This is a genomic window from Bradyrhizobium altum, from assembly GCF_020889705.1.
GTDB lineage: Bacteria > Pseudomonadota > Alphaproteobacteria > Rhizobiales > Xanthobacteraceae > Bradyrhizobium > Bradyrhizobium altum.
Map to the genome: position 1 here is coordinate 20,021 of NZ_JACMYP010000008.1, position 13,108 is coordinate 33,128.

General features: G+C 55.4%; 7 protein-coding genes. 5 read left to right on the forward strand and 2 right to left on the reverse strand.

All coding sequences use genetic code 11. The annotated features are described in order from the left end of the window. Positions 1–100 precede the first annotated feature (100 nt). Positions 101–2,299: a CHAT domain-containing protein gene (locus tag H8B02_RS04375; RefSeq protein WP_229165034.1), complete on the forward strand. Its 2,199-nt coding sequence runs from the start codon at positions 101–103 to the stop codon at positions 2,297–2,299. Positions 2,300–2,561: 262 nt separating this feature from the next. Then, on the forward strand, positions 2,562–3,437 hold the full coding sequence (locus H8B02_RS04380) for a hypothetical protein (protein ID WP_229165035.1): 876 nt from the start codon (positions 2,562–2,564) through the stop codon (positions 3,435–3,437). A gap of 450 nt (positions 3,438–3,887) precedes the next feature. Here H8B02_RS04380 and H8B02_RS04385 read toward each other — a convergent pair whose 3' ends face one another. Next, complete coding sequence (locus H8B02_RS04385; protein WP_229165036.1) at positions 3,888–4,229, reverse strand: hypothetical protein; 342 nt, start codon at positions 4,227–4,229, stop codon at positions 3,888–3,890. A 422-nt stretch (positions 4,230–4,651) separates the two neighbouring features. Here H8B02_RS04385 and H8B02_RS04390 point away from each other — a divergent pair, with 422 nt between their 5' ends. Further along, positions 4,652–4,975, forward strand: a complete 324-nt coding sequence (locus H8B02_RS04390) for a hypothetical protein (protein WP_229165037.1) — start codon at positions 4,652–4,654, stop codon at positions 4,973–4,975. 500 nt (positions 4,976–5,475) lie between these two features. On the opposite strand, the gene H8B02_RS04395 is transcribed toward H8B02_RS04390, so the two are convergent. Beyond that, positions 5,476–6,756: a DUF2130 domain-containing protein gene (locus H8B02_RS04395; RefSeq protein ID WP_229165038.1), complete on the reverse strand. Its 1,281-nt coding sequence runs from the start codon at positions 6,754–6,756 to the stop codon at positions 5,476–5,478. 415 nt (positions 6,757–7,171) lie between these two features. Between H8B02_RS04395 and H8B02_RS04400 the strand changes: the two genes are divergently transcribed. Together H8B02_RS04400 and H8B02_RS04405 are read left to right on the forward strand one after the other, a co-directional pair. Continuing rightward, a complete protein-coding gene (locus tag H8B02_RS04400) occupies positions 7,172–7,984 on the forward strand; it encodes a type I restriction enzyme HsdR N-terminal domain-containing protein (RefSeq protein ID WP_229165039.1) in 813 nt (270 codons plus the stop codon). 389 nt (positions 7,985–8,373) lie between these two features. Next, positions 8,374–13,074, forward strand: coding sequence for a DUF3320 domain-containing protein (locus H8B02_RS04405; protein WP_229165040.1), 4,701 nt, complete (start codon positions 8,374–8,376; stop codon positions 13,072–13,074). Positions 13,075–13,108: the final 34 nt, after the last annotated feature.

A 13,108-nucleotide genomic window follows, 5' to 3' on the forward strand; every position in this document is an offset into this window, starting at 1 on the left:
CTTTCAGGCGGACAAGCGTCTTCCATAAGTATTGCGATATTGTGCGCTTTGTCGCTCGCGAACTATGACTTGACGCACTTTGCGTTGAAAGACCTTTCATATGGACTTGGACCCCGGCATTAACTTCATAATCGTGATTCCGGATGGCGATCCGACTCTAGCAACGCCGACTCAAGGCTTCGCGTGGAGCCTCGTTGAGATGAGATGGGCCATACGAGCCGCATCTCTCCTTCCAACTAATATCTTTGATTTAACCGACGAAGGCCGTGAAGTGCTCCTGGCCAAGCGTGTCTCGGGCATATCGCCTGTCAGTTGGTACGGTCAGTCGCCTCGCGCGATCCGGTCTATGCCCCTTCCTGCTTTCGCCCCCTTCACGGTTATCGTTCTGCCGGAATCCGAGAGCCCTCAAGACTATGAAGAGTGGGCCAAGTCCTCTCCCGTGCGGCCAACAATCGCTGCGAAATCCGGTGGTGACTTGTCGGACCTTTCATTCGACGCAGTTCAGGCTCAATTTCTGAAGATATGTGATCGCATCCCCGACATGATTAGCAAGCACTCGGTTGATGCCGCCAGAACGGCAATCTCGGAGTGGAAGCCTATGCCATCACGTAGTCTTGGTTATCAGGTTGGAGGACACAATACGATTGTCCCAAACCTGATCGCGCTCTCGGTTGCTGGATACGATGAAATGGTGTCGGGGCGATTTCAGGAAGTCGGTGCTAACCCGAAGCCGTATGTTGAACAGATCGTAAGGACGAGCAATAGCATCTTCGATGAACGTGCGAAGCTCGGCGAACGTGATATTCAACGTATATTCAGGCGCCCACCCGATCTGAATCTGTTTGCGCCAGCGTTCTATCCAGACTTCTTCACTACTCCGCTTCGGTTGGATATGGATAAAGCGCTGCGTCGAAGCACCCTCATCGTTCGACAAATGTTTGAACGTCAAACCGGATACGGCTTCAACTTGACGACGGAAGCTCAGAAGTCGGCTATGGTCGGGAATATCGTCCAGGGAAGCGATGGCCAGATTTCCGTCCAATCTCACCCTCTGACGTTGGCAAGGACCTCTGAACTAGATCTTAATACAGAGCTTATCTCAGCTTTGACCGCGTCGGAGTTTTCTGTCGGCGCACGCTTGCCCAATGAGATAAACCGGACCATCGGCAGCGTGCGGAGCTTTGCCCAACAGTATCGAAGCAAAGAACGAAGTCCGCGAAAGAGGTTACTTGCATTTCGTCAGGTGCAGGCACGTCTGGCGGGCGCTGTCCCCGCAGAGTTTATGAGTCTTATTAAGCGCAGCGAGTCCGGTATCCGGATTATATCCGACGCTCATCTTGAATGGCTCGACGTGGATGGCCTTCCACTGTTCATCAGAAAAAACTGTAGCCGCATTCCCGTCACGCCTGGCAATCTTTTCGTCGATCATCTTGCGAGCAAGAGACGGGTTCATCTTGCGCCGGGAGACTTCTCATCTGTACTCGTCTTGAGCGCTCTGAAGCGCGAGGACCCAATAGCCAGTCTTCTGGAGATGGCGTTCGGAGTCTTCGAGCCTCGATGGCGCGATAATCTTACCGTGATCTACAAGATAGTAACGAGTGAAGCCGAGCTTGTTGACGCCCTGAACGGATTCGAAGGCCCGATGGTAATTTTCGATGGTCATGGAAGCCACACAGCGGATGAGTCGGCTAAGCTTCATCTCGGCAACGAGGCGGTCGATGTGTGGGGCCTGCGGGATCGCATTCACAACATTGCGCCGATCGTCGTCTTAAGTGCATGCGATACACATGCCGCCGATCGCAATCACGCGACGACCGCGAATGGATTTATGAGCCTTGGGGCAAGAGCTGTGCTGTCGTCGGTCTTTCCATTAAACGCTGTCGATGCAGCGTCATTTGCCGCGAGGCTGGTGTACCGTGTAAGCGAGTTTATTCCCAGTGCAATCCGAGCGTTCGACCGAGCCATTACCTGGACAGAAGTCATCTCGGGTCTCATAAGAATGCAATTGCTGACAGACTATTTGAAGTTGTTGCTGGCCAAGAAATCTATCGATGAAGACGCGTACACCCGTATTCATGAGGAAGGAAATCACGCAATAAACGGTCGTGAGGCCGATCCATTTGGAGTGGTTCTCGATGAGCTAGAAAAGAGTGGGTTGAGCAGGAGCGCGCTCAAGCTTGAGTTGGAAACCGCCCTGGCAAATTCGAGTGCTTTGAGTTATCTGCTAGTTGGAAGGCCTGAAACAATTATCATTGATAATCGTGACCGCGTGGTTGGCCAGTTGAACGAGCTTAACTAGTCGATCGGGAAGCGCGCTCACGGTCAGGCATGACTAGCCAATCCAGGGTTGAGCGTTTCCATCACGGGTTGGCTCTAGCCGGTTCTGCCGTAGGTCTGATTCCCAAGGTCACGATCACCCGTAGGATTCCAGCGACCTACTTCGCGTGGGGTCGGACAATGCATGTTGGCCCTGTGGCAAATCCGCGACTATCATAAGCCCGGTGGCTTAGCTGGGTCAGGGCCGTTAATTCGGCGCAAACCGCAGAACTTTGGAGGGAAGTGTGACCGACCCGACCCTGCCGACGATCAAGCGGCTGTTCGCCCTGTCGGGCAATCGCTGCGCATTTCCCAATTGCCAGCATCCGATGGTCGTTGTGGAGTCGGCTGGGACTGTGACGGGAAAAAGTTGCCACATCAAGGGAAACAAGCCGGGCTCCAAGAGGTACGATCCGGCACAGAGCGAGACGGAGCGGCAGTCGTTCGAGAATCTGATATTGCTTTGCGGCTTCCACCACGACGTGATCGACGGCGACGATAGCACCTACACTGTCGAGCAACTCAGGGAAATGAAGCGGCGCCATGAGAGCACCGTTACTGCGGCAACACCGATCAGCGACCGCATGGCACGCGATGCGCTGTTGTTGATCGCCGGGGCTGGGTCGATGGTCGCGGTCACTTCGATAGCGCGAGAGGTAGGCGGCTTTGTCAGCGCGGTCGTCGATGCGTTCCGAGATGCAGGTAGATCGACTGCCCCGAGGCGGCCCGCGGACCGCCGCGACAAGCAGGTCGTCGTCAACGAGCGGGTTCAAGAGATTCTAGACACCCTACGTTATGGTCCGAAGGGGCACGTGATGTACATTATGGGACGCGAGCCGTCCTATGAGGTGATAGTCAAGTTAGCCGGAATCTTTCAAAAGGGCGGGTGTCGGGACGGCGGCGTGATGGCGCCGAAGTCTGGGGTGCCGACGCCGCAATATAGCGTCATGCTATTTCACCTGTCCGACCGAAGCCAAGTATCGAACGCGCTTCAAACGATACGGCAAGTTTTCGATAAGCTAGGTTTCACGTACAAGGTCAACGAGGACGCAGAAGTACTCCGCCGCGAGAATGGCGATGAACTAGTGAGGCTCGGCGTCGTTGTCGGCCACAGACGATAGCCGCTGATCGGAATTTTCTAGATCAATTTTGAACACGTTTGCAGAAACTAACGACGGAGCAGCGTTGCTATTTTTCTTGCTCCGCTATCCATATGATCGATGCGGCGGCAAAGGTGCTTCAAGACAGCATGCCGCCGCTACCATATCGGGGGTAGCGATCTCGCGATCTGACGAAAGATATTCGTGAAGCCGCCCTTCGCGCCAAGCTCGAAACTCGCCAAGAAAATCTAGCAACTGGCTGTGCAATTCCAAGAATTGACGATCAAACTCCTTGATCTGGATGGAATTTTTAGACAAACGCCGCACGGTGATCGACGGCGTTCTTTCGGCTGCTAAATTCTGATGGCCACAAGACGCAACAGTTTAGATCGCTTGGCGCACCTCCGATTCGGCCATGTGCCACTTCGTTCCGCCGTGCCGACCACCCACGACACGCCTTCAGAAGTCCACTCAGTCGCGTCTTGTACGTTTCGTTCTTCGTGGATGGAAGAATGCTTCTGCTGCTGCTTCGACCATCCCAGCACGGCCGTCGAAGCTCACCACAGAGCCATAGGCGCGCTCCGCCGCGCTCATTGAGTTGAAGTACTTCGAGTAGGCGTCGGGTCCTGAAACAAGCACCTCAAATATCGACGCAATAACGTCCTCAACGAACTGCCAAGAGCTTAGGGCGCTTCCAACAAACTCTTCTGTCTTTCCGATTGTTTGAGCATACGCGAGCCCGCGAAATCCTTGCGACGTGATCTTGTCACTCTTGCAAAGGTTACATTCGAATTCCGAACGTTGCCTATTCATCTACTTCTCCATTTGATTCTGCGTCGCCGAGCGCGATGCCAGACCACTTTACAAGTCTGGTCGGAGGTGAGACGACGGCGTTGCCGCCGGCTGCGAAACGGCGAGGCAATAGCTGCAGACGTCCGGCTCGCGACTAATAAGCTTTTCAGAATTTCATTATCAGTTGTCGGTGGATGGCTTGGCCAATGGCAGCGATGCCTTTGGCGGTTAACGCAACCAGTGACCCGTAGATGATCTTGTAAATTGGCCTCGTGGTCGTAATCGCCACCCTAAAATCAAACCAAGGGTCTTCCGTGAAAACAACGCAATCTAAAGTAAGCAAGAAAGAGAACCGTAGGCGCGCCGGCGTCAAAGTAAAGAAGCTACGCCGCGCGCAAGGCCTATCTGGAAGCGCGACGACAGCAAAGGAGAAACACGTAACCATGAAAACGGACACGGCAAACAAGTACTACGACGACCACTACGGGCTGAAGCTGAGCGACCTCTTCATCGAGTACCTCAAATCCAACGAGTTCATCCATATACATCTCGCAGACATGGCTACACTCTATGCTGGAGGCCCAAAGGGGGTCCGCAAACTCATCGACGCCGTGCTAATGCAAATGTGCGGCATCACTTTTGTCACGATCATTGCGGCTGCCGAGCAAAACACGACCGTGCTGAAGGCCGAAGTTAAATACGACTACGCGCGCCCGCCGAATCTGGACGTCGTCGAGGAGATACAAAAATGCCTGGACGAAGTCTGAGCGAAGCGGAAGCCTGATCATGGGGCACTTCATATAGTAAGCACAGAGCAGGACGGGTCGTCGAATGGGCGCGCACGCCGAACAGTCGATTTACCGATTCCGCGGCGCCTCTTCCTTCGACGTCACGCGGTTCGGCAACGCCGACTTTGCCGGTGGCACGCGAAGTCGACGGCGTGCGCCGCCGCCAGCGCCCTGTCCAGCGCCTGACGCTATGATCGCTGGCGCTGAAGGCAGCGCGATCGACGCATTCGGTGCCGGTCAGGCCGAGGAGCAATGCCTTTTCTACATGGGCCTATCCACGCCCGCGACCGCCTATTCCTCTATGCGCCGACCGAGAAGACCAACGGCCACAACAGGCCGCTTTTGCCATTCCTTGACGGCCTTGGCGGGCATTTGACACGCCGTTCGGTTGTCCCCGCTCGACCGCTCCCGGTGACGGTCGCAATCGGCGACTGATAAGCTTTTGAGAGAAAGCTTATCAGTTGCACTCTTCGCAGCGTCTAGGCGGCCTTTCCCTCTAACATTGGAGGTTCGTCGATAGCCTCGATCTCCGGCATTGCTTGCCCCATAATACCGTGAAGATCGCCAACCATGCCGGCCGTCGACTCGATCATGGCGCTGACCTGGGCCTCTCGCTTAGCCCAGGCCTTCACCATGAACTTGCGCTCTTTATCGATATCTTCTCGCATGTCTTTGAAGCGCTCGACGATGGCTTCGATTCGCTGCTTGAACCGCGAACCGGTCAGATACTGATAGACTTGATCAGCCTTGGACTGCTGGCCAGCCTGCGTTGTGCGTGCGGTGGCGATCTCCAAGAGACCCTGACGTAGGGTCAGAGCGACCGGCACCGCACACCGCGGATGGGCTACGTAGACGCCATCAATCAAATCGAACGTCTCGACTTCTTTGGGTAGTGCTGTAGAGATTATCAAAGCGACATCGGCTTTAGCTGCGCGCTTGTTGTCGCGCAGTTTCGGCAGCCAGCTATCCGACCAATTCTTTGTGTTCTTTAGCTCCCAAAGGATGATGCCGGCCGGTGATCCGATCTGGCCGTTGATCGTGTGAACGATGTCGCCACCAGTTTCGCCCTTGGCTACCGGCTCAATGAGATCCAGCGGAAATTTGCCCCGGAGCAGATTCTCAAGCTCAAGCTCAAAGGCCTCGCCCTGCGTCTGTTGCGAGCCTTGCTCAAGCTTCCGCTTCAATTCCTCGACCGTGCGTCCCAAAGAGTCGATCTGAGCGTCTTTCTGCGATACTTGCGACTTTAGTTCATCGGTCACATCTTTGCGTGCCCTGGCGACGAGATCGGCTTGGCTAGCCTGGACGCGCTTCTCAATCGTGACCTCCAGCTCGCGTGTCTTTTCGTCTAGTTCGCGCTGCTTCCGAAGCGCGTCGGCCTGAGCTTGCTGCGCTTCAGCGAGCTTTATGTTGCGCGCGTTTAGGAGTTGCTCATTCTCAGCCAGGCGCTGCTCCATCGCGCGCAAATCGTCCGCCATCTGTTCGCGCGCCTTCTTGGCCTCGGCAGCGACAACTTGCTTACGTTCGGCATCGAGACGCTGCTTAACCTGCTCATCAACGCCGGCTCTTGCCTGCGCGACTTCGTTCTGTTGTTGGCGAAGTTCGTCAGCTTTGCGAGCAAACTCAGCCTCTTTCGCGACAAGCTTCCTCTGAAGGTCGCGTCGCTCCGCTTCCAGCAAGGGAGCCGCGAGCGACTCAGTCAGCGGGATCTGATGACTGCACTTTGGGCAGACGACGTGGGGTTCATGAAGATGCCCGGCCATCTCAGCAATTCCTGTTCACTATTCGTTCTATTGTGAATGAGGGCGGGCCGGCGGTCAATAGCAACTCCAAATGATCCCCAGGAAGGTCCATCCAGGTGACGGACGTGCCCGTATCGGTCGTCCGGACATTATGAATGTGTGCTGATCATAGGGCGAGAATCGCGATCGGTACTGGGCTGTTGGACAGCCTCAGAACCACGCTGGGGCTTTGGCTCTAGCGGCGCCCGACCAGCGGGAACGTCGGTCATTTCCTAGAGCCCACCCGCCAGGCGCGTGTTGCTTTGGTCACGTTGGACTTAAGGCGAAGATCGTTCAAATGGGACCGTAGTGGCACGGGTGGGTTAACTAAACTGTTGCGCGAGGGGCCAAATTCCGGAATCCTAACCGCTTTCAAATAGATCTTTGCGGGTGACACATGGGAATTTCAGCGAAGGTTTCCGCACGCTTATCAGCGCAACTCAAGAAATACCAAAAAGTGCTCGAGGCAGCGAAGCAGCGAGATATCGGTGAAGCTGATACGGTCACGATTATTACAGATTTTCTTTCCGATGCCTTGGGCTACGACAAATACAAGGAAGTCTCGAGCGAGCACGCGATACGCGGGACTTATGTTGACCGCGTCGTGACAGTCGATGGCAAGAAGCGCTTCTTGATCGAGGCAAAAGCGATCGGCGTTGAGCTCAAGGATGCTCACGTCAAGCAGGCCATTGACTACGCAGCAAATGAGGGTGTCTCTTGGGTCGTTCTCTCGAATGGAGCGATATGGCGCCTCTATAATTTGAGATTCGGGAAGCCAATCGAGAAGACGCTGGTATTCGAGATCGACGTCTTAGCTTGCGACTGCAAGAATGACGACATCATCAGCTGCTTCGGTAGTCTCAGTTCCGAAGGTTATTCGAAGGATACGTTGACGGAGCTGCTCAACGAAAAGCAGACGAGCAGCAAATATACCGTCGCAGCTGTATTGCGAACCGACAAGATGGTGGAAGCGATCCGTAAAGAGGTTCGTCGGTTATCTGGCATTAGGCTGGACCCGGTATATCTGTCTTCGCTGATAGAAAATGAAATCGTGAAACGTGAACTCATCGACAGCGAGGAGGCCGGAGCCGCAGCAGCCTACGTGAGGAAGCTTCAGAAAACAGCCGATCGAGAAAAGGATGACGTTGGGACTAAAGCGGCTGTTGTCCCGCCAACTCCTCCCGTCACGGAAGCGCCGCCTCCCGTTTAGCCATCAGATTGGTGCATGCCAAGGGGCGCTCGCCGGTGTCCAGGCGCTTGATCCATTGAGGGCAGACGTAGCGTTGTTACGAATTTCTAGCTCGTGGACCGCGCAGCATAAACCTCCGTAGCAATCCGGATACGGAGACACTGAGAGTCTATCCACAATCGGCCTTTGGTCTAATTTCCTAGCGGAAGGGAGATGACGCGCCCCATTTCTCGCTATAGTTATTCGCAACCAGAAGAGGAGCCGGGATCAAGACGGTGGTATGGCGAGCCTAAAGCGAACGCAACATTTGCGGAGCGCGGTCCCGGCCGGCTCTAGATGTGCGGCGAGGCAGAAATAAGCTTTCACGCGTCGGACCAGTTTCTAAAGTGACTTACAGGGGAGCAATTAGCTTGGGGAGCGTCGACGCGCGGCCGAAAGGCGCAGATCAAGAAACCCGGTCGGCTGTAGTAAGGCTGTTTGATGATACGCGGCGCAGACTAGTCGAGACAGGGACTCGCAATCGCCTTGTTCATGTCAATCGCGCGAACACGCGCGGAAACGTACTGAACATTGTGAACGAACGTTCCGATGATGTTCATGCCTTGCTATCCAGTGGCAAGACCATGCGCTTCTTCGCGCTCGGAAAAGATAAGGTCGAAGATAGCCGCGAAGTCGTCCTTGTTGACGCTATGCAGCAAGGGTCTGACGAAGATCGCTACACCGATTCATGGCTTGAAACGCGACTCGGCCCCGATGCACTGCAGAAAAAGCTGCTGAAGATAGCGCGGGAAGCCCAAACGGCAGAGGAGGAATCCGGCGTTAACGTCCTGTACCTCGCGATGGGTTTTTTGACCTGGTATGAGGATAAGGCTTCGAAGGTGCCCCGTGAAGCGCCACTCGTTCTCCTTCCAGTCGAACTCGTACGCAATGCGAGGACCTCGACTTTCGACCTGCGAGTGAGAGATGAAGACGCTCTGACGAACTTGCCGCTGCAGCAGCGGTTGAGGGACGATTTCGGAATCGAGCTTCCCGAACTTGAAATCGAAGAAGACTGGAAGCCGTCCGACTATTTTACTGAAGTGCAACAAGTGACCAGCTCGCGGGAGCGCTGGAAGCTCGACCCCGATGCCATGCAGTTGGGATTTTTCAGCTTCAGCAAGCTGCTGATGTACCGTGATCTGGCCATTGAGGCGTGGCCCGACGACGCATTGGCGGCCCATGAGCTTACTCGTGGTCTACTCTATGAGGGTTTTGAACCCGAGGAACCGCTATTTACTTCAAATGATAAGCTGGACGAGGTCCTGCCGCCAGAAAAGCTCTTCCATGTGGTCGATGCAGATGCGTCGCAAGCCAAGGTGATCGAGGAGGTGCGGTCTGGCCGGAATCTGGTCGTCCAGGGGCCGCCCGGAACGGGCAAATCTCAGACAATTACGAACATTATTGCGGCGGCGGCCAAGGAAGGTAAGCGAGTCCTATTTCTTGCCGAAAAGATGGCTGCACTCTCTGTGGTGCACGATCGCCTCGTGAAGGTCGGGCTACGTGATGTATGCCTTGAGCTGCATTCGAGAAGCGTAAATAAGAAAGCTGTCCTTGGCGAACTAGCGCGAACCTTAGCGCAAGCCAGCGTCGTGCCAGGAGTGCCGGGGGCGCCAACCGCCTTGAGGGAAAGCCGTGACCGACTGAACAAGCTTGCAGAAGCGTTGCACCGCCCGATCGGAGCTACTGGAGAGACGGCCTACAGCGTGCTTGGTCGGCAATCCCAGTTTATTGGGAGAGGTATCTCGCCTCCAAATCTGGAGGTCGAAAGCCTGCGTTCGATGTCGCGGCAGCAAGAGATGGATTTGCTAACGACGATCCAAGAATATGGCGCGCTCCTCGCGGAAGAGGGACGAGCAACTCCTCATCCCTTCGAGGGCACAGGCAACCTTCACCTTCAGCCGGTGGACCTAGCTCGTCTGACTGCTACGCTGACGGACGCTCAAGTCGCCGTGAAGTCGCTTGCAACATCATTGCGCGCGCCCGTCGACGCACTTGCATTGCCGATTGCCACAGCCCTCGATGCTGTTGCTCCGTTGGCCGATGTACTCGGGCGGCTCGAAGGACTGCCCCATAACACAGCCGACATTGCGCAGAAGGTGCTCGACGCACCAGACATTCCTCGCCTTCACCAAGCCTTGCGAGCCGGCATGGCGTGGCGGCAAGCGCTCGATCAAGCGTCAGAAGTATTCGTTGAAACCGCCTTCAGCGTTTCTTTTAACCATCTACGCGCTCCTCTCGCAGCGGGTATTCGTTCATTCTTTGCCCGCTGGGGTGGTCGCTATCGAGGCGCATCACGAGAACTTGCCGGCCTATTGCGCGGAGGCTTACCCAAAACCGCGACCGAGAGAGTTGCGCGGATCGATCAGTTGATTACGGTGACTTCGCTGAAATCGGAATGGGAAAACGATCGTGAATATTGCAGTCATATTCTCGGTGATGCCTGGCGTGGAGAGAAATCCGACTTTGGGAAATTGATCACTATTGCCGAATGGTGTGAGAGACTTTCCAAAGCCCCAATTCCTGTGGATTCGGACAAGTCGATCGCACTAGCTGCTAAAGTTGATGCCCTAATTGCGATGCGACGGACACTGAGAGAGGCGGCGCAAACTGCACGCTCGGCATTGCAAGCCATTGTGAAACTGCTCGATCTGAATCTTGCTAGTATCGGTGATGTCGGCCTTGAGCATACGGACCTCGGTGCTGTCGCGGCACACTTTGGCGCAATGGCCGCAGCCACCGGTCGATATGCGTCGTGGACCCAATTAGCGCGACGTCGCGAGGCGCTCGCTTCAGCGGGATTGTCCAGGCTTGAGGAGCGGATGCGATCTGGGGAGATAGATGGAGCCGCTGCAGCAATCGAACTACGGTACGCCCGTGCCGAACGCCTCTGGAAGATCGCTCTAGAAGAGAACCCCGACCTTCGTGGCATCGGCCTGGAAAGGCGCCATGACCTGGTTGGCGCTTTCGCAGCGCTAGAGCGTCAGCAGCTCAGGGACAATGTAACCACGATCCTAGCTGGACATCTCGCACAGGTGCCTCAAGGCGCCATGGGGGAGATGAAAGTCCTTCGTGGCGAGATCGGGAAAAAGCGCGGCCATATGGCACTGCGACGATTGGTCGAAAAGGCCGGCACGGCGATACAACGCATTAAGCCCGTTTTGTTGATGAGCCCAATATCTGTCGCTCAATACTTGCCGCCGGGCACGATCTCGTTTGACCTTCTGGTTATCGATGAGGCTTCGCAAGTCCGCCCAGAGGACGCGCTTGGAGCGATCGCTCGAGCTACGCAAATCGTGGTGGTGGGCGACAAGAAGCAGTTGCCGCCATCTTCCTTCTTCGATCGGGTGTTGTCAGACGAAGAGGATGACAAAGAAGGCGATGATGAATATGTCGGCCCGGACTTGCTGGAAGGCGCGGCAACGATTGGCAGTATGGAGAGTATCCTGACTCTTTGCGAGGCACGCGGCCTCGCCGGTAGAATGCTGAAATGGCATTATCGATCACGTGATCCATCGCTTATCGAGGTTTCGAATCGAGAGTTTTACGACAATGATCTCGTTCTGCCACCGTCACCCCTACAGAAAGATCCGGCTTACGGCCTGTGCTTTACCCGGGTCGATGGCGTTTACGACAAGGGCGGAAAGCGGGACAACCGCAAAGAAGGCGAGTCCATCGTTGATCGAATAGCGGAGCACGCGAGAGCAAATCCATCACAGTCCCTCGGAGTAGTCACGTTTTCGTTTGCGCAGCGAAATCTCATCACGGAGCTTTTGGAGCTTCATCGTCGCCAAGATGCCACGCTAGATCAATTTCTGCGCGAGGGACAATCGGAAGACCTGTTCGTCAAGAACATCGAGAACGTGCAGGGCGATGAGCGCGACGTCATTCTTGTTAGTGTTGGATACGGCCCAGTTATCGCCGGCGCAAGGTTGAACAGCATGTCGTTCGGCCCGGTTAACGGCGAAGGCGGCGAACGACGTCTCAATGTGTTGTTCACCCGCGCTCGAATCCGCTGCGAGGTGTTTGCATCCTTCGATCCTGGCGACATTGATTTGAATCGTACCTCGAGAGAAGGTCCGCGAATCCTCAAGCGCTTTCTTGATTTTGCGAAGAATGGACGCCTGGAAGTAGACTCGCCGACGGGCCTCGACGCAGATTCACCTTTCGAGGAAGATGTTGCTGACGTTATCCGGGGGTACGGCTTCCTCGCAGACGCGCAGGTTGGATCTGCTGGTTTCCGAATCGATCTGGGTATTCGCCACCCTGACAGGCCGGGTAGCTACATCCTCGCCGTCGAGTGTGATGGCGCAACTTACCATAGCGCTCTTTGGGCCAGAGAACGGGACCGCCTACGTCAGGACGTGCTTGAACACCTCGGTTGGGGCTTTCACCGTATTTGGAGTACCGACTGGTTCTATAATCGCCACTTTGAGATAGAACGACTGCGCACGGCGCTTTCTGAAGCGCGGGATAGGGCCGGCCAGGGACTGCGAGTGGGAGGAGTAAATCAGGCGCGATCGACAGAACCAACCGAAAGGGAAGCTGCACCGATTTTTGTTCCCGAGGTTGTTGTTCGGCAGATGCCTCCATATCAGCGGGCGGTCTTTCGCGTCAGCACTTCGAACGAGCCGCATGAGGCGCCTGTTTCTATGTTGGCGAATTTGGTTCGAAAGATCGTGGATACCGAAGGACCGATCCATGTGGAAGAAGTCGCTCGGCGCTTAGCCTCCTGCTTCGGCAAGGAGAAGGCGGGATCGCGAATATTAACCGCGACTGAAACAGCTTTGTCGGTCGCCCGAACGGGAAGTGTCGATCTGCTTACCGATGGAATATTCTGGTACACGCGAGGTCAGTCGGATGCGCCTCCGGTTCGCGACCGCTCTGCAGAAAGCGGTGCAACCCTTAAGGCTGCGTGCATCTCTGTTCTGGAAATACAAGCCGCGTTCAAGATAGCCCGTGAGGATAACGGCGGGGGTGAAGACGAGGAGCTTATCAGAACAGTGGCTCGGCTACTTGGTTTCAAGCGGGTGGGAGCGGATTTGCAGGCGCGATTAGCCGAGGGTTTAGCTTGAGCGGAACATCACCTCGATGGAGGTAAGAATTAGT